This window comes from Rahnella sp. ChDrAdgB13 (assembly GCF_017655185.1).
Taxonomy (GTDB): domain Bacteria; phylum Pseudomonadota; class Gammaproteobacteria; order Enterobacterales; family Enterobacteriaceae; genus Rahnella; species Rahnella contaminans.
In genome coordinates this window covers 13,252-30,783 of record NZ_JAEMGT010000102.1, presented here as the reverse complement: position 1 = coordinate 30,783, position 17,532 = coordinate 13,252, and the positions used below count along the sequence as shown (strand labels likewise).

13 protein-coding genes and 1 pseudogene are annotated in these 17,532 nt (G+C 54.6%); 7 read left to right on the top strand and 7 right to left on the bottom strand.

The annotated features are described in order from the left end of the window. Positions 1-374: 374 nt before the first annotated feature. Positions 375-2,575, bottom strand: a pseudogene (fhuE, locus tag J8X26_RS22105) (ferric-rhodotorulic acid/ferric-coprogen receptor FhuE). A gap of 411 nt (positions 2,576-2,986) precedes the next feature. Here fhuE and J8X26_RS22100 point away from each other — a divergent pair. Both J8X26_RS22100 and J8X26_RS22095 read left to right on the top strand, forming a co-directional pair. Further along, complete coding sequence (locus J8X26_RS22100; protein ID WP_208951973.1) at positions 2,987-4,630, top strand: methyl-accepting chemotaxis protein; 1,644 nt, start codon at positions 2,987-2,989, stop codon at positions 4,628-4,630. A gap of 19 nt (positions 4,631-4,649) precedes the next feature. After that, complete coding sequence (locus J8X26_RS22095; RefSeq protein ID WP_244370789.1) at positions 4,650-5,981, top strand: sugar ABC transporter substrate-binding protein; 1,332 nt, start codon at positions 4,650-4,652, stop codon at positions 5,979-5,981. Positions 5,982-6,043: 62 nt separating this feature from the next. Here J8X26_RS22095 and J8X26_RS22090 read toward each other — a convergent pair whose 3' ends face one another. Further along, the gene (locus J8X26_RS22090; RefSeq protein ID WP_208951972.1) at positions 6,044-7,435 is read right to left on the bottom strand and encodes an aldehyde dehydrogenase family protein; all 1,392 of its coding nucleotides are present in this window, start codon (positions 7,433-7,435) and stop codon (positions 6,044-6,046) included. Between the two features lie 100 nt (positions 7,436-7,535). Between J8X26_RS22090 and J8X26_RS22085 the strand changes: the two genes are divergently transcribed. From J8X26_RS22085 to J8X26_RS22075, 3 genes are all read left to right on the top strand, one after another. Next, positions 7,536-8,420, top strand: a complete 885-nt coding sequence (locus tag J8X26_RS22085) for a LysR family transcriptional regulator (protein ID WP_165059929.1) — start codon at positions 7,536-7,538, stop codon at positions 8,418-8,420. 536 nt (positions 8,421-8,956) lie between these two features. Then, complete coding sequence (locus tag J8X26_RS22080; protein WP_152326686.1) at positions 8,957-9,364, top strand: H-NS family nucleoid-associated regulatory protein; 408 nt, start codon at positions 8,957-8,959, stop codon at positions 9,362-9,364. Between the two features lie 216 nt (positions 9,365-9,580). After that, positions 9,581-10,114 (top strand): cytochrome b, encoded by a 534-nt coding sequence (locus J8X26_RS22075; protein WP_165059931.1) that lies wholly within the window; start codon positions 9,581-9,583, stop codon positions 10,112-10,114. Between the two features lie 343 nt (positions 10,115-10,457). On the opposite strand, the gene panE is transcribed toward J8X26_RS22075, so the two are convergent. The 5 genes from panE to rhaS (J8X26_RS22050) all read right to left on the bottom strand — a co-directional run bounded on the left by panE (position 10,458) and on the right by rhaS (J8X26_RS22050) (position 16,208). Then, entirely contained in the window at positions 10,458-11,375 is a 918-nt protein-coding gene (gene panE / locus J8X26_RS22070; protein ID WP_208951971.1) for a 2-dehydropantoate 2-reductase, read from the bottom strand. A gap of 238 nt (positions 11,376-11,613) precedes the next feature. Then, positions 11,614-12,579: an ABC transporter permease gene (locus J8X26_RS22065; protein WP_152326813.1), complete on the bottom strand. Its 966-nt coding sequence runs from the start codon at positions 12,577-12,579 to the stop codon at positions 11,614-11,616. 44 nt (positions 12,580-12,623) lie between these two features. Beyond that, positions 12,624-13,637 (bottom strand): ABC transporter permease, encoded by a 1,014-nt coding sequence (locus tag J8X26_RS22060; RefSeq protein ID WP_208951970.1) that lies wholly within the window; start codon positions 13,635-13,637, stop codon positions 12,624-12,626. Then, positions 13,634-15,148, bottom strand: a complete 1,515-nt coding sequence (locus J8X26_RS22055) for a sugar ABC transporter ATP-binding protein (RefSeq protein ID WP_208951969.1) — start codon at positions 15,146-15,148, stop codon at positions 13,634-13,636. Before J8X26_RS22055 ends, J8X26_RS22060 begins: the two co-directional genes overlap by 4 nt. A gap of 67 nt (positions 15,149-15,215) precedes the next feature. Further along, the gene (rhaS, locus tag J8X26_RS22050) at positions 15,216-16,208 is read right to left on the bottom strand and encodes a rhamnose ABC transporter substrate-binding protein (RefSeq protein ID WP_104925188.1); all 993 of its coding nucleotides are present in this window, start codon (positions 16,206-16,208) and stop codon (positions 15,216-15,218) included. 130 nt (positions 16,209-16,338) lie between these two features. On the opposite strand from rhaS (J8X26_RS22050), the gene J8X26_RS22045 reads away from it, so the two are divergent. Then, positions 16,339-16,557, top strand: a complete 219-nt coding sequence (locus J8X26_RS22045; protein WP_193333159.1) for a hypothetical protein — start codon at positions 16,339-16,341, stop codon at positions 16,555-16,557. Positions 16,558-16,608: 51 nt separating this feature from the next. Further along, positions 16,609-17,427 (top strand): HTH-type transcriptional activator RhaS, encoded by an 819-nt coding sequence (gene rhaS, locus J8X26_RS22040; protein WP_152326680.1) that lies wholly within the window; start codon positions 16,609-16,611, stop codon positions 17,425-17,427. Positions 17,428-17,532 lie beyond the last annotated feature (105 nt).

The following is a 17,532-nucleotide window of genomic DNA, read 5'->3' as shown; positions in this document are numbered from 1 at the left end:
ATCAGACGTTCAGGCGTCGTTTTTGTTGGTTTATTTCAGGGATGTTATCGGAATGTTCCGAAAGCCAATCGCGCAATTACCGCATCAAAAGGGGGTTAATTACGCGATGGCGTTCGAAAGGTGAAAGCAGTCTTAGTACTGAAATCTCATTATTTCTTTGGCCGGTATTTGTGGATCATTTTGCGGAGAGTGAGTTTTTCACGGGCGATGCGTTTACCGGTCATAGACGTAACCTGAAAATTAAGGTGCATCTATTAGACCTGTTCAAGTTTTTTCCGCAGACGACCTGACTCAATAATTCAGTTCATGAATGCTTTCTGGAGAACAGAAAGCCGCAGGCACAACGCCTGCGGCAAAACGTTCATCGGGTCAAATCAGAACGCGTAAGAAAGGCTGACGGAATAACTGCGAGGCTGGCCGTAAACGGCGTAATCGCTCAGCCATGAGTAATAGCTGCGGTCAAAGAGGTTATCGATATTCGCCTGCACCGCGAGCTGACGGGTAACCTGATAACGGGTGAACAAATTAACCAGTGGAACGCTGCCCTGATACACGCGCACTGTGTTGCCGTCTGGCCCGGTGGCATCCTGGAAGGTACGGTTTTGCCAGTTCACGCCTCCGCCGACGGTGAGATCCGGCATCCACGGCAACTGATAGCGGCTGAACAGTTTGAGCTGCGTCTGCGGCATATTGCTGTTGAGACGCCCGCCGGTGTTATCGCGCGCAACGTAGCGTGTGGCGCCGAAAGTCATTTGCAGGTTGTCGGTCACTGCGCCGTTAATCTCGAATTCTGCCCCTTTGCTGACCGTGCCCTGCGCGGCGTAGTAGGCCTGTTCACTGGTGTCATTGACGAAGTTGTCGCCGTCAGCTTCTGCGACATTATCCTGTTCGATGCGGAAAACGGCGAAAGTGGCGGTCAGGCGGTCGTTCATCCAGCTGGATTTCAGGCCGGTTTCGTAGTTTTTCCCGGTGGCCGGTGCCAGATAATGGCCGTCGCGGGTGCGGTAGGTTTGCGGCTGGAAGATGGAGGTATAACTGGCGTAAGCCGACCACGTATCGTCAATGTCGTAAACCAGCCCGCCATAAGGCGTGAGGTTATTTTTACTCATGTTGCCGCTGCTGCCAACGGTGCTCCACTGCGTATAACGCGCGCCGATAATCAGTGAGAGCGGGTCGGCCAGCGAGAACCGGGTCGCCAGGTAGCCCGCTTTCTGGCGCACCACGTCGTCGGCGTTCAGATACCAGTCGTCCCATTCCGGTTCCGCAACATCGCCGTTCCAGTTGTTGAAACTGCCCATGGTGTCGCTGTCGATCGGGCCGTTGGCGCTGTAGGTCGAGTTGTGCTGGCGGCTGTAACTGACGCCCGCGACCATTTCATGCTGGCGGCCAAAGAGCTGGAAAGGTCCGCTGGCGTAGGTATCCACCGAGTCCAGTTTGCGCGTTCCGCGGTCTTTACTGCCGAACCCGGAAATCCCTTCGCCCGTCGTCGCGTCCGGGAAGTCTTCGATATACAGCAGCTTGTCGTCGAATTTCTGTTCGCCGTGCGTACCGTTGACGCGGAATGTCCAGCCGTTATCGAAATCATGTTTCACATTGGCGAACACTTTGCGCGATTGTGTGTTGTAGTGCGTCCAGTCCGCGGAAGTGTTGGTGCTGCGGTCGAAATGCGTGCGTGCCCCGTTGCTGTACCAGGTCGGCAGCCCGCCCCACGTCGGATTGCCGGTATTGTTTTCCTGATAATCGTAGCCGAGCGACACCGTGGTGTTATCGGTCACGTGGCATCGACCACGCCATAAATGAATTTCTTGGTTTTATGGTAACGGTCGAGCCAGCTGTCCTGATCCTGATAACCGGCCACGACGCGGCCGCGCACCGAGCCTTCTTCGTTGAGCGGGCCGGAAACGTCGAGCACATAACGCTGCTTATTCCAGCTGCCGTAGCTGGCGCTGATATTGCCGGTGAACTCTTTGCTGTCCGCCTGTTTGCGCACCATATTGACGGACGCTGCCGGGTTACCGGCACCGGTCATCAGCCCGGTTGCGCCGCGGACCACTTCGATGCGGTCATAAATGGCGGTGTCTTCGGCGGCATCGCCAAAGTTCCAGGTATCGCTGACGGAAGAAGGAATGCCGTCGTAGGTGTAATTATTGATGTAAAAGCCGCGTGAGAAATAGGAAACGCGTTCGCTGTCGATCACTTCCGTCGAGATGCCGGTGGTGTTATCCATCACGTCGCCGACCGATTGCAGGTTCTGATCCTGCATGCGCTGTTTAGTGATCACGCTGACGGACTGCGGCACGTCTCGCGGCGTCAGCAACATTTTCGTGCCCGCGCGCGTGGTTTTGACGTTGTAATCCTGTGACTCATCGGAGGTTCCGCCCGTCGTGCCTTCCACAATCATATTCTCATCGGCGGCGGGCGCGGCGGCTGTCGCTGTGCCGGTGGCGGCTGCGGCGTGAGCCGCGGAGGAAGCCGTCATGACCAGGATCGCCAGTGCCGACAATGAGGTTGAAAGCTTACTTTTGTTCTCCGGCGCAGACGTTTCCGCGCCGTAATCCCTGCCACTGAAAGACATAATGTATCCCGTAAAAACCACATTAATAGAAAGCGCCGCCGCTTCTTTTCATTGTCTTTAAACAGGATCATCTGACCGCAGTCATCAGCCCGAATCGCAAATTTTAAGAAGAGCACGCAATGAGAATGTGAATAGTAATCATTTGTGTTTTATCCGTCCCAAAATCTTTTGCCATCGTAAAGTAACAAAATATGTTTGCGTCTGACCGGCAGCATAAATCCCTGATTAAACGTAAACCACTGCCATCTAAAATCGCCAAAGTCGTCATTGCGACGCAGGCACAGGCGACTGAAATAACTGACTAAACATTCTTCAAGGCCTGCCGATAAACCGTGCAAAGGGCGATCACCCATTTGCCATCTGGTGCTGACGCCTTCCTGTTGGATTACCGCTGTTATCAGAGGAATTGATATGGGATTTACCATCAAAAGCCGGTTGATTGGCATCGTGGGATTGTTGTGCGTCTTGCTGACTGTCGCCGCCGTCTGGGCCATTTTAGGGTTACGCGCCGCCGATCAGCGTGCGATTTCGACCTACCGCACCGAGTTATTACCGTTACAGCATTCTGCAAAATTATACCGTCTGGCACAGATGCAATCGGCGACGCTGTTTGAATCGCTGCGCTACTGGACCGATCCGGCAGAAGTCGATCAGCGTGTCGCGCAGATTGATGCTTACGGCAGGCAAATTGCCACCGAGCGCAAGGCGTATGAAGCCACGTTTGCCGTGCCCGGCAGCGAAAAACTCCGCACCACTTTTCTCGATGACCTGAACAGTTATCAGGCCGCCATCAGCCATGCTGCAAAACTGGTCGCCGGAGGCAATCCGTCCGGTGCGCTGGTCATTATCGAAACGCGTCTGAAAAGTGGCAGTCAGGCATTGCAGCAGGATATCGACGGGCTGGATAACCTGATGCGAAACCATGCCGAAAACAATTACGCCACCAGCTCAGCGGCGTACGCCACGATGCGCAACAGCATGGCGGCGATCCTGGCCGTCGGTTTACTGGTCGCCGGAATTGCGGGCTGGTTGCTGGTGCGTTCGATTACCGGCGCAGTGCGTCGCGCACGTCGTCTGGCTGAATCCATTTCCGAAGGCGGCCTGAATCACCGTCTGGGCGCAATCCCGAAAGATGAAATGGGCGAACTGATGCAGGCGCTGGCGAAAATGGACGCCCGTCTGAGCGGCATTGTGCGCGAAGTCGGGGAAAGCGCGCTGGCGCTGAGCAGCGCAGCCGGGCAAATGGCCGACGGCAACAATGATTTGTCCTCGCGCACGCACGCGCAGGCCAGCTCGCTCGAACAGACAGCGGCGAGCATGGAACAAATGACCGCCACGGTGAAATTCAACGCCGATAATGCCGCGCAGGCCAGCGTACTGGCGCAGACCGTCCGCAAACAGGCGCAGCAAAGCAGCGGAATTCTGGACGATGCGGTGACCGCAATGCGTGACATCGAAGAATCCAGTAATAAAATTGCCGATATTAACCGGGTGATCGACGAAATTGCCTTCCAGACCAATCTGCTGGCGCTGAATGCGGCGGTGGAAGCCGCGCGGGCAGGCGAACAGGGACGCGGTTTTGCGGTGGTCGCCTCAGAAGTGCGTCAGCTGGCACAACGTTCTGCCACGGCGGCGCAGGAAATCAAAACCCTGATCCAGACCAGCGTCAGCAAAGTCGATGCGGGCAGCAAACTTGTGCTTCGCTCCGGCGAAACGCTTCAGGAAATCAACGGCGGCATGGCGAAAATGGTGGAATACGTGGCTGACATCGCCGTCGCCAGCCGTCAGCAGTCCAGCGGTATCGATCAGGTTAACGTCGCCATCGTACAGATGGACAGCGCGACGCAGCAAAATGCGGCGCTGGTGGAAGAGGCCAGCGCGGCCAGCCATACCGTGAACGAACACGCAGCGCGGCTGGTTGAGAAAATGTCGTTCTTCCATCTGCGTCCGTCAGCACAGTTTGCGCCGGGTGCCGTGGAAGGCGTGCTGGAACCGCTGCCTGCGCTGAATTCGCCGGAAACTACGCCCCGTCAACCGCGCCTGGCGAATGCCTGAGCCGAAAAGGAGCACGAATATGTCAGGTCTCATGCCAGGTCTTTTTCAGCGACGAGTCTTCAGTATTTTGCTGCCGCTGGCCTTTTGCGCCAGCGCGCAGGCGCAAACCGTGGTCAAAATTGCCACCATCGCCAACGGTGACATGACGATCATGCAGCAGATGTCCGGTGAGTTTGAGAAATCACATCCGGACATCAGACTCGAATGGCACGTCATGGACGACGGTGAGCTGCGCAAACAGGTGCTCAGCGACATGAACAGCGGGCAGGCGAATTTCGATGTGATCACGGTCGGCACGTATGAAGCGCCGTTGTGGGGCAAAAAAGGCTGGCTGCAACCGCTCAACAATTTGCCCGCTGATTACAATGTCGATGATCTGCTCAAGCCCATCCGCAGCGCGCTTTCCTGGCAGGGCACGCTGTACGCGTTGCCGTTTTACGGCGAAAGCAGCATGACGTATTACCGCAAAGATCTGTTCGCGAAAAAAAATCTGACCATGCCGAAAAATCCGAGCTGGGATGAAGTGAAAGCTTTCGCGGCGCAGCTGACCGATAAATCACAAGGCGTTTACGGCCTGTGCCTGCGCGGCCTGGCGGGGTGGGGCGACAACGTGGCGTTTATCACCACGATGGCCAACGCCTATGGCGCGGAATGGTTTGATGAAAACTGGCATCCGCGCCTCGACAGCGACGAGTGGCGTGCAGTGCTCACTGATTACGTACAGATGATGCATGATTACGGCCCGCCGGATGGGACATCCAACAGCTTTGGTCAGAACCTGAAACTGTTTGCGCAGGGCAAATGCGCGATGTGGATCGACAGCACCGTCGCCGCCGGAATGGTAATTAATCCGCAGATTTCGCCTGTCGCCGACAGCGCCGGTTTCGCGCCCGCGCCGACGGCGCTTTCGAGTAACGGTTCGCACTGGCTTTGGGCGTGGGCGCTGGCTGTTCCGCAACGCGCCAGCCATAAAGACGAAGCGCAGCAATTCATCACCTGGGCCACATCGCAGGCATATATTCAGGACGTCGCGAAAACCGTGGGCTGGGGCGCTATCCCGCCGGGCAGCCGCTATTCTTCTTACGCGCAGGTGAAATACCAGAAACTCGCGCCTTACGCAGACGGCGTAAAACAGGCGGTGGAAACCGCGACGCCGGAACAGCCGACATTATATCCGGTGCCGTATCAGGGCGTGCAGTACGTGAGTATTCCGGGCTTTGATCAGATGGGTGATGCGGTCGGGCGGAATATTTCGGATTTGCTGGAAGGGAAGAAAACGCTGGATGAAACGCTGAGCGCCAATCAGCAGGCGGTCACCACAATTTACGCCGAGACGTCGCAGGGGAATTAAATGCAAAGAATCACAGGATGGTGGAATCCTGTGATTCTTGTTTTGACCACACGTTTCTGTGATTACGTGCGGTCAGTCCAGACCGTCTGCACGTTGCAGAATTCACGCAGGCCGAAATGCGACAACTCGCGGCCATAGCCACTTTTCTTCACGCCACCAAACGCCACACGCGGATCCGATGCGCTGTATCCGTTAATGAACACGCCGCCGGTTTCCAGCTCTGCGGTCATCTGTTTTGCACGTTCTGCATCAGCGGTGAAAATCGTGGCGCTCAGGCCAAAATCGCTGTCATTGGCCAGTTCGACCGCGTGATCTGCGTCGCGGGCAACCGTAATCGCGGCGACCGGCCCGAACAGTTCCTGACGAAATGCCGTCATTTCCGGTGTAACGTTGCCGAGAATAGTCGGTGCATAGAAGTTACCGTTTCCGGCCATTTTCTCACCGCCCAGCAGCAACGTCGCGCCTTCGGACAGGCTGTCCTGAACTTGTTTATCCAGCTCATCGCGTAAATCGAAACGGGACATCGGGCCGATATAAGTGGCGTCATCCAGCGGATTTCCTACGACCAGCGCCCGGGTGGCCGCCACAAATTTCGCTGTAAATGCGTCGAGCACGCCTTCTTCAATGATCAGACGTTTTGCAGCGGCGCAAACCTGCCCGGTATTCTGATAACGCCCGGCGACGGCGGCTTTCACCGCTTCGTCGAGACTGGCGTCGTTCAGTACGATAAACGGATCAGACCCGCCGAGTTCCAGTACGCATTTTTTAACCTGTTTGCCCGCCAGTTCAGCAATCGCCGCACCGGCACGCACGCTGCCGGTGACCGTCACCGCCACCACGCGCGGATCGGCAATCAGCGTGGCAACGGCCGGAGTACCGACATTGATCACGCCAAATGCACCCGCCGGGAAACCGGCTTTCAGCACGGCCTGCTTCACCAGATATGTGGTGCCCATGACGCTCGGCGCAGGTTTGAGCAGGAACGTATTCCCCGCCAGCAAGGCCGGAACCGCGCCGCGCAGGATCTGCCAGACCGGGAAGTTCCACGGCATAATCGCCAGAATCATGCCGGAAGGGCGGTAATGAATGTGCGCTTCGCCGTTATCGACCCGAGTCGGTTCCGGTGCCAGCATCGCCGGGCCATTTTCGGCATACCATTCGCACAAACCGGCGGATTTCTCCACTTCGGCGCGCGCTTGTTTCACCGGTTTGCCCATCTCAAGAGAAATGCTGCGGGCGATGTCTTCACTGGTTTCGCGCAGTGCGGCTGCCAGGCGGATCAAAAGGGCAGCGCGTTCGCTGACGTCTGTTTTGCGCCACTGCTTGAAGGCAGAAAAGCCCTGCGCAACGGCGGCTTCAAGTGCCAGATCGGTGTCGTACGCATAATCTGCGATATGTTCGCCGTTAAACGGATTGACTGAGATTGCATGTGTGTTCGAAGTTGCTGTCGTCATTTCGGTGTCCTCGTTAAGCCAGTTCATTAAGAATAGAGGCTTGCGCGATTTAATAAAAATGAATAAAAATAAGCAAACCGTTCACTTTTTGAGAATCACTATGAACCTGTCCCAGCTTGAGATGTTCCGTGCCGTGGCCGAAACCGGCAGTATCAGCGCCGCCGCGCAGCGCGTACACCGCGTGCCGTCGAACCTGACGACCCGCATTAAACAGCTTGAAGCCGAGCTGGGTGTGGAGCTGTTTATCCGCGAAAACCAGCGTTTGCGGCTTTCTCCTGCGGGCCGGAATTTTCTCAGCTATAACAACCGCATACTGGATTTAGTCGAAGAAGCGCGCTTGTCGGTGTCCGGCACAGAACCGCAGGGAATTTTCTCGCTCGGCGCGCTGGAAAGCACCGCGGCAGTGCGCATTCCGGCATTACTGACGCGCTATCATCAGCAGTTTGGCAAAGTCGAACTGGCGCTGAGCACTGGCCCTTCCGGCGAATTGCTGGATAAACTGGTGGAAGGTGAACTGGAAGCGACGTTTGTCGACGGGCCGGTTTTGCATCCGGTACTCGACGGGATCCCGGTTTATCAGGAAGAAATGGTGATTGTGGCACCGCTCAGTCACGCGGCGGTGACGCGGGGGAAAGAGGTTAACGGCGAAATTATCTATGCGTTTCGTTCGAACTGTTCGTATCGCCGTCATTTCGAAAGCTGGTTTGCCGATGACGGTGCCGCGCCGGGCAAAATCTACGAGATGGAGTCATATCACGGGATGCTGGCGTGTGTGATTGCGGGCGGCGGGCTGGCGCTGATGCCGCGCAGCATGCTGGAAAGTATGCCGGGCAGCACGACGGTCAGCGTCTGGCCGCTGGCGGATAACTACCGCTTTCTGACGACCTGGCTAATCTGGCGCCGGGGAACGCTGACGCGCAATCTGTCGGAATTCATCAGGATGGCAAAAGTCGCTGCGGTCAGCCCTCAACCGTCTGTAAAATAACCTGCCAGTCGAGCGCCAGTTTGAGTAACACGCAGGCGGAGCACACGAAAATAATGGTTTTGAACATAATATGAGGGAAATCCTGTTTGTGACCGAAGTCACAGTCTAAGGCGAGAATTGTTAAATTACGCCCTATTTCTTGTGCAGAAAATGCGTTGAGGCGTAGAAAAATCGGATGATTCTATCAAAACGCTATTTTCCCCGCAGCGGTTCGCACGAAAAGAAAAGAACTTGTGTCAATCGTGCATAATAGCAACATCGGTTATTCACGCTGCGATACTATTAAGAAGATGCCTAAATTTAGGTTAATAATTCCCAACCTATTTCAAGGGGGTAAAGCGGAAAGTGGATAACTTTATTTATTCTCATGCGGCAAGCCCTTATAAAAATAGCATATTAACATTCAATGAAACTAAACGGCAGGCAAAGGAATTGTGTAATCGCTTGTAATATTATCCTGGCGCAATTGATATCATTATTTGTTTGTGTAGAATCAGTGTCACTAATTTAATGATACCCCCTAAAGTGAGCACATCATGGACAACGCGTTAAACGTTTTGAATAATATCCGTACACTTCGGGCTCAGGCTCGTGAAACGCCATTAAGCACTCTGGAAGAAATTCTGGAAAAACTGACCGCTATTGTTGAAGAATCCCGCGAGAACGTGAAAGCACGCAGCGCGCAACAACAAGAACGTGATGAGAAATTACTGAAATATCGTGAAATGCTGGCAAATGACGGCATCGCAATTGATGACCTGCTGGGGCATCAGGCGGCAAAAGAAACCACCAAAGCGAAGCGCAAGCCGCGCCCTGCGCTGTATGAGTACACCGACACCGACGGTTCCAAAAAAACCTGGACCGGTCAGGGTCGTACTCCTTCAGCCATCAAAGCCGCTCTGGATAAAGGCGCTGCGCTGGAAAGCTTCCTGATCGCGCGTTAATTAAATCGTGATGTGTTGGGGCGTTACCTGTCAGCTTGTGAAACGGGCAGGTAGCGTTATCCAACTTCTCAGCTTTTAAAGCCCTTATTCATTCACCGCCAAAGCGGTTAATTTTTCTTTCCACACAATCTTCTCCCCGGCGCGTTTACCGCCGTCTTAATGTAAGCTTAAGTCTCAACAAGTAAGATAACGGTAACTTTGTTTACCGGAAATTCTATGCGTACCCGATATTCTTATCCGCAAATTGTGCTGCACTGGCTGGTGTTTGTTTTGGTCGTTCTGACCTATACGACGATGGATATAAAAGACGCGTTCGCCAAAGGTTCCTTTGTACGAGAACTATTAACTCTTACGCATTACAGCCTGGGTTTCTGCGTATTATTTCTGATGTGCGTACGCCTTTTTATCCGCGCGATGTACGTCACGCCTGCCATTAAACCTGTTCCACCGCGCTGGCAACATTGTTTGTCGGTCCTCACGCATGGTTCTGTTTATCTGATGTTTATGGGTTTACCGGTGCTGGGCATTTTGTCGCAATATTTTGGCGGCCATGACTGGACGATGTTTAACATCAGAATGCCCAAAAGCTATCTGGCCGATCTGACATTACAAAAACAGTTAAAAACCCTGCATGAATGGCTGGCGAATGCCGGATATTATCTGATCGGATTACACGCTTTCGCTGCGCTCTGGCACCATTACCGCCGCCGCGATAATACGTTGATACGCATGTTGCCTGGGAAGAATTAGCAGACATTAAAAAAGGCAATCCCGAAGAATAAAATTTCCCGGGGTGGATTTTGTATTGGATATCACGCCAGGCGGTTTTATTGAAATAACCTGTTTGATTTTTGCAAGCGACTGAATTTATGGCTCAACTTAACTCAAATTAAACCCATGAAAGATATGCCAGAACAATGAGTTCGCGCGATTTGTAGCCGGGTGCGTGAATTTGAGTTAATCACCTCCCCGCAAGTCGTCTGTTTATTGTCAGACCGCTAATCGAAGCACCACAAAAATCCCGCCTTTTGGCGGGTTTTTTGTTTTTATCGTTTGAAGATCCTCTGGCCTTCAAATTTGGCAAAATCAGATATTATTCGCGGTTCTTCTGATAAACACACAAATGCGTATACGCTGCCTGTAAAAGTGGAATGCTGATCCCCACACGCGTTGCGCGTTCTACCAGGTCACCAATAATCTGCTCCGCTTCGATAGGATATCCCTGCGTCATATCGCGATACATAGATGACGTCTGCGGCGAATTTTTGTCGGTCACGGCTTCCCTGACTTTCGCCACCGCCGCCGCGCGTTCCGCGTAGCCAAAGGCTTTCATGGTGGTTAATGCTTCGCTCACGATGGCCTGTGCGAACTCCGTTCCGCCAGGCGCAGAGGCGACCTGACCGATGTTGCCGCGCATGGTGCAGGTGATGGCGCCGAAGCTTGACAGCAGCAGCCACTTCTCCCACAAATCGCTGATGATGGTTTCCGAAAGGAGGGCATCGATACCGGCGCTCTGAAATGCCTGATCGACGCTAAGAATGCGCTCGGTTTTCCCGCCGGAGAGTTCGCCATAGATAATCTGATGCAGCGGCGTCATCTGGTGGATATGGCCGTCGGCATCCAGCGTGGCGTTGATTTTGCACAGTCCGCCAATCAGCGCGTGCTCACCAAACCGCTGGCTGAGCGTTTCCATGTGCTTCATGCCATTAAGTACCGGCATGACCAGCGTATTTTCGCCAACGACCGGTGCGATATCCTTAATGGCCGCTTCCAGCCCAAAACTTTTCACCGTCAGCAAAATCAGATCATAAGGGCCGGTCAGCTGAGAAGCCTGTACCACGGCGGGTTGCAGGTGAAAATCACCGTGCGGGCTGTGAACCGTCAATCCGTCTTTCTGCACCGCCAGCGCGCGCTTCTCGCGCAGTAAAAATGTCACATCCTGCCCGGCCTGAGCCAGCCGCGCACCGAAATATCCGCCCGTCGCACCCGCGCCTACCACTAAAATCCGCATATGTTTTCCCCATTGTTTCAAGACATTCAGAAACCAAGCTGTGGGTTTAAACTACGGGACAGTGTGCCTTTTAATCAAGAGGGGGTAATAAAGGATTGAGTAACAAGGTGGTAATAAAGGGTTGAGTAACAAACAGAAAAGAAGAGTTTTTGATGATTTTTTTCACCTGATATTCTTCAGTGTCATTTATTCGGCGAACTGCACTCCCCGCCCGTAGACGGGGAGTGCAGGCCAGACGCTATTTCCCCCGCGCTGTCATCAGCCTCCGGTAGAGCACAGGCAGCGAAATCACCACAATCAGCATCGCGCCGACGATGACTGACATCACAATCCCCGGCACGTTCAGCAGGCTGAGGCCGAAGGTCAGCAGACCCATCAGGAAGGCGGCAATAATGACGCCGGTCATGCTGCCTGAACCGCCCAGCACGCTGACGCCGCCGAGCACCGCCATCGTAATCACGCTCAGCTCCCAGCCAAGCGCCAGCGTCGGGCGCGTACTGCCGAGCCGTGACGTCAGCAGAACCGCCGCCAGCCCGGACATCACGCCGACCAGCACAAACAGCGTCAGGTTGTGACGCTTCACGTTAATGCCGGAATACCAGGCCGCCACCGGATTATTGCCGATGGCGTAGGTACGGCGGCCAAAGTTGGTTTTGTGCAGCAGGAAGTAAAAGACAGCGCCCAAAACCAGAAATAACGCGAACTCAAACGACAGCGGCCCCCAGACATAACCCTGCCCGAACCACGCAAAGCTGGCCGGATATTTATTCAGTGACTGATCGCCGAGCAGCACATACGTGATGCCACGGAACAGGCTCATGGTCCCGATGGTGATCACGATCGATGAGAGATTCAGGCGCGTCACCAGCAGCCCGTTAATCAGCCCGCACAATAATCCCACGCTCAGCCCGACGCCCACCAGCGCCGGTGTCGGCAGACCGGCCTGCGCGCAGAATCCCATTATGGTGGAACTCAGCGCCATCGTGGAGGCGACGGATAAATCGATTTCACGGGCGATAATCAGCATCGCCATCGGCAGAACAATGATGGCCTTTTCCGTGAAATTGAACGTCGCGTCGGACAGATTCCAGATATTGAGGAAGTACGGCGAGGCGAGGGCGTTCACCACGAACACCAGCAGCGTCACCACCAGCAAAAATCCTTCCCAGCACATCAGGCGGCGGAAGAAGGGCGTCACGGCCATCGGCACACTTTCCCGTGCAGGCGTGCGCGAAGTTAAGGTCTTATTCATGATCTGGCCTCTGATTCAGGTCCTGATGCGTGGACGGAAGGAGAATGGCGTAAAATCAGTCTTCCTTTACGTTTATTGCCGCGTTCGTTGAGGATCACCGCGATAACAATCACCGCGCCCGAAATGGCCATCTGCCAGAACGGCGACACTTCAATCACCGGCAGGGCGTTATTAATGACGCCGAGGAACAGCGCGCCGAGCAGGCAGCCCACCACTGAACCGATGCCGCCCATGGTGCTGATCCCGCCGATGACGCAGGCGGCGACAATCTGCAATTCAAAGCCGTTGGCGACGTCCACGTAGGCGACGGCAAAACGTGAAATCCACAGGTATCCGCAGAAACCCGCCAGCGCGCCGGACAGGCAGAAGCTGATGAACTGCATTTTGCCCGCGTTGATGCCGGCGTAATACGCCGCCGTGGCATTGCCGCCCGCGGTATATAACGCGCGGCCTGTGCGGCTGTAGCGCAGGAAATACGCCACCAGAATAAGCGCGGCAATCGCGCACCAGCCGAGCAGCGGCAGGCCAAGAAACGGCGCGCGCGGCAGGCTGAGGAAATCCGGGCTCATCTGGTGTGCGTTAATCCAGCCGCCGTTCGAGAGCAGGAAAATAATCCCGCGATAAATACTCATGGTGCCCAGCGTCACCACAATCGGCGGGATCCCTACTTTCCAGACCAGCAGGCCATTAACCGCGCCCATGATCAGGCCGAGAACCGTCGCCAGCACGACCAGCGACCATACCGGAATGTCAGGGTGATGGAAGTTGATCAGCGCAACAATCATGCCGGTGAGCGCCAGATTGGCGGCCATCGACAAATCAATGCCCTTGGTCAGCAGCACCATCATCTGGCCGAGCGCCAGGATGATCAGAATCGAGGTGTCGTTGAACATCTCAAGCAGGTTTCCGGCGCCGATAAACTCCGGTGAGCGTGCGCCGACGCCGAGCACCATCAGGACAATCACCACCGCCAGCAACAGCTCACGGTACTTGAGTAAATTCTTGATCATGCCGCCTCCTCGCCCGCGCCGCTGGCGGCACTGACAATCATTTCGGCGGTCGCGTCACCCGCGTTGAATTCCGCCACCATCAGCCCTTCGTGCATCACAATAATTCTGTCCGCCATGCCCATGACTTCCGGCAATTCGGAAGACACCATAATCACCGCCAGCCCGCGTCCGACCAGCTCGGACATAAACTGATGTACCGCCGCTTTTGAACCGATATCAATCCCTTTGGTGGGTTCATCGAGAATGATGATGTCCGGCTGCGTCGCCAGCCATTTTGCGATCACCACTTTTTGCTGATTACCGCCAGAGAGCGTGCCCACCGGTTGTTTCCAGCTTGAAGCTTTCACCTGCAATCGGCGCGCATAATCGTCGGCCAGCGCCCACTCTTTTTTATCATTGAGCACGCCGCGCGGGTTGAGCTGACTAAGCTGCGGCAAACTGATGTTCTGGCTGATCGGCAAATCGATGATCGCGCCCTGTTTCTGGCGCTCTTCCGGCACGTAAACGATTCCCGCGCGGATGGCCTGAGAAGGGCGGGTGAAATGATGTTCCTTGCCGTGGATCAGAATCTTGCCGCTGCCCGGTTGCGTCACGCCAAACAGCGCCTGCATCAGCTCGGTTCGTCCCGCACCGACCAGCCCGTAGAATCCGAGAATTTCGCCCTTGCGCAGTGAGAAACTGATGCCTGCAAATTCGGTCGGATGGCTGAGATTCTGTACCTGCAACACCGTTTCACCCGGTTCGCAGTTCACTTTCGGATACGCCTGGCTGACTTCGCGCCCGACCATCATCGTGACCATCTGCTGCTCGCTGATATCACTGATTTTGCCGGAGCCGACATAACTGCCGTCGCGCAGCACCGTGTAGTAATCGGAAATCGCGAAAATCTCGTCGAACTTGTGCGAGATAAACAGGATGGCTTTTCCTTCATGTTTCAGGCGTTCGACAATCTGATAAAACTCCACGATTTCATGCTGCGACAACGCCGCCGTCGGTTCGTCGAGGATTACCACCTGTGCATCAAACGACAGCGCGCGGGCAATCGCCACCATATGGCGTTGCGCGATGCTCAGTTCTTTCAAAATGGCATGCGGATCGATGTTCACTTCCAGACGCGTCAGAATATCGCGCGCCTGCTGATGCATCGCCGGCCAGTTCAGCCGCTTGAAAATTCCGCCGTAAACATAGTGGCCGACGAAGATATTTTCGGTCACGGAAAGCTCATCAAACAGCACGGTTTCCTGATGGATGGCGGTAATACCGACTTTGTGCGCGGATTCCGGATTGGGCAGTTTTATCGGAATCGCTTTATAGCGCAGCTCGCCTTCTTCCGGCTGATAAATGCCGGTCATGACTTTCACCAGCGTGGATTTACCCGCGCCGTTTTCGCCAATCAGGGCCGTTACTTTTCCCGGATACAAATCCACATGCACGTTATTCAGCGCCCTGACGCCCGGAAAGACCTTGCTGATGCCCTGTAATGACAACAGCGGAGTCGTGGAATCTGTCATTTCGTTTCCCCTGTCTGGCTAAGTACAACAAAACGGCTCACCGCAAAACGATGAGCCGCCGTCAGGATCAGAATATTTTCGAGAATTTGTCGATGTTGCTGGCGTCGTAAACAAACGGTTCAGCCATCGCGCCGCTGCCGTCCGCGTCCAGTTTCACTTTGCCTAAACGCCCCATGCTGGCTTCGGTTTTGGTGGCGGTGCCTTTGACCAGATCGTCGGCCAGATAGGTTGCCGCGTAACCAAGATCAATCGGGTTCCAGATGGCAAAACTTTTGGTCGCGCCGGATTTCACCGCACCCGCCATTTCAGACGGCAGACCGAGGCCGGTGACGTAAACTTTGCCGATTTTGCCCTGATCTTTCACCGCCTGCGCGGCGGCCACAATCCCGACGGAAGACGGAGAAATAATCACTTTCAGATCCGGATAAGATTTCAATAAGCCGATAGTTTCGCGATAACTTTTATCCGACAAATCATCGCCATACGCCACAGTCACCAGATTGACGGAAGGATACTTTGGCAGCACCTTTTTCATCTCGGCAATCCACAGATTCTGGTTGGTCGAGGTGGGTGTGGCGCTGAGGATCGCGACATCCCCTTTTTCGACATTCAGCGCTTTCAGTGCATCGGCGGCCAGTTTGACGTTGGTTTCGCCGATCAGCGCATTGTTGGACGGATTCAGGTGGATCTGACGGCCCTCTTTGGCGACGCCGGAATCCCAGGACACCACTTTAATGCCGCGCTGCATGGCTTTTTTCAGCACAGGCACCAGCGCGTCCGGGTCATTGGCGGAAACCGCAATCGCATCAACACCCTGTGCAATCAGGCCGTTCAGCACTTCAATCTGCGCTTCGGCGGTGGTAGTGGTCGGGCCGGTGTAAATTACTTTCACATCACCCAGCTCTTTCGCTGCCTGCTGCGCGCCAACGTTTGCCGCTTCAAAGAAACCGTTGCCCAGTGACTTTGCCACCAGCGCAATCTTCACTTCTGCCGATGCCGCGCCTGCCAGCAGGATGCTGCTCGCGATCAGGGTGAGGCTCAGTACGTGTTTTAATTTCATTGTTTGTACTCCGCATAAGTCTGCATAAAGTTTAACGACCAAAAATTGCCGACGCGCCAGGCGCATGATCACGACTCTAGGAGGTTGCTGAGGATCTGACCTTTCCGCGAGTGCCAGTTCTGCGCTAACTATGGCAAAGCTGCAAAGGTTTAAGAGAACAACCTCACAAATTGATAACAATCTTGTTTCGACCCATGGAAATGCCCCGAAAAAAACCGATTTCGGGCAGGGAAAAACCGCACTGAAAGAGGGCGTAAACCTGCGTCATACGCCGGATTGCGCAAGATTGTGCCGGGAAAGAAAGGTTTTGTTCAAAAGCGGCTGGCAGATCACAATTTCAGCCCGATGACGGCGTCAGTGACGACTAAGATATTACGATAATGTTAATAAGGAGTCGGAAATGACCGTGTTACGCAGTAGTGAATATTTCCCTTCAGGAGATTTTCCGGTCGCCATTGAACCCCGTTACCCGCAGGAAACTTTTCCTGAACATCATCACCAGGATTTCAACGAGATTGTGCTGGTCGAACAGGGCACCGGGACACACGTTTTTAATGACCATCCGCTGATCCTCAGTGCAGGCAGCGTCTGCTTTGTGCGCCACTGCGACCACCATCTTTACGAAGATACCGACAATCTGCATCTGACCAACGTTCTGTACCGTGGCCCGAATGCGTTTCGATTCCTCAACGGGGTCAGTGATTTACTGCCGAAGGAAGTCGATGGCATTTATCCGGCGCACTGGCGCATCAGCCCGAACCAGGTGACGCAGGCTAAAACGCTCATCGACCTGCTGGCGCGTAAAACGGTCAGCCAGACGCCGGAATCCCAGGCTCAGCAGGAACTGTATTTCATGCAGCTTTTATTGTTGCTGCGTCAGGGCAGCCGTGACGTCGGGTATCGCGGGCAGGGTGGCGACCTGAATAATCTGCTGGACTGGATGAACGAGCATTATGACGAAGAGATCAACTGGCCGGTGCTGGCGGAACAATTCTCGATGTCGCTTCGCACATTACACCGCCAGATGAAACAGCAAACCGGCTGCACGCCGCTCAATTATCTTAACCGCCTGCGGCTGCTCAATGCGCGCAACATGCTGCGTTTTAGCGACAGCTCGATCACGGACATCGCGCATCAGTGCGGTTTCTGCGACAGCAATTATTTCTCTACACTCTTTAAGCGCGAATTTGGGTATGCGCCCCGCCACGTCCGTCAGTAACTACCCGGCATATTCCTTTCACAAATGCTCAATTTTCAAAAATGTTATGTCGGGCAGACCGATCATGACATTTTTGCCATTTCTCAAAACCAACTGGCAATCACG

What these genes read in the sequence shown, in the direction of transcription:
- J8X26_RS22085 (WP_165059929.1), top strand. Translation starts at nt 7,536, where the DNA reads ATGAACCTGTCCCAGCTTGAGATGTTCCGTGCCGTGGCCGAAACCGGC.
- panE (WP_208951971.1), bottom strand. Translation starts at nt 11,375, where the DNA reads ATGCGGATTTTAGTGGTAGGCGCGGGTGCGACGGGCGGATATTTCGGT.
- J8X26_RS22100 (WP_208951973.1), top strand. Translation starts at nt 2,987, where the DNA reads ATGGGATTTACCATCAAAAGCCGGTTGATTGGCATCGTGGGATTGTTG.
- J8X26_RS22075 (WP_165059931.1), top strand. Translation starts at nt 9,581, where the DNA reads ATGCGTACCCGATATTCTTATCCGCAAATTGTGCTGCACTGGCTGGTG.
- J8X26_RS22065 (WP_152326813.1), bottom strand. Translation starts at nt 12,579, where the DNA reads ATGGCCGTGACGCCCTTCTTCCGCCGCCTGATGTGCTGGGAAGGATTT.
- rhaS (WP_104925188.1), bottom strand. Translation starts at nt 16,208, where the DNA reads ATGAAATTAAAACACGTACTGAGCCTCACCCTGATCGCGAGCAGCATC.
- J8X26_RS22095 (WP_244370789.1), top strand. Translation starts at nt 4,650, where the DNA reads ATGTCAGGTCTCATGCCAGGTCTTTTTCAGCGACGAGTCTTCAGTATT.
- J8X26_RS22045 (WP_193333159.1), top strand. Translation starts at nt 16,339, where the DNA reads ATGGCAAAGCTGCAAAGGTTTAAGAGAACAACCTCACAAATTGATAAC.
- J8X26_RS22080 (WP_152326686.1), top strand. Translation starts at nt 8,957, where the DNA reads ATGGACAACGCGTTAAACGTTTTGAATAATATCCGTACACTTCGGGCT.
- J8X26_RS22060 (WP_208951970.1), bottom strand. Translation starts at nt 13,637, where the DNA reads ATGATCAAGAATTTACTCAAGTACCGTGAGCTGTTGCTGGCGGTGGTG.
- J8X26_RS22055 (WP_208951969.1), bottom strand. Translation starts at nt 15,148, where the DNA reads ATGACAGATTCCACGACTCCGCTGTTGTCATTACAGGGCATCAGCAAG.
- J8X26_RS22090 (WP_208951972.1), bottom strand. Translation starts at nt 7,435, where the DNA reads ATGACGACAGCAACTTCGAACACACATGCAATCTCAGTCAATCCGTTT.
- rhaS (WP_152326680.1), top strand. Translation starts at nt 16,609, where the DNA reads ATGACCGTGTTACGCAGTAGTGAATATTTCCCTTCAGGAGATTTTCCG.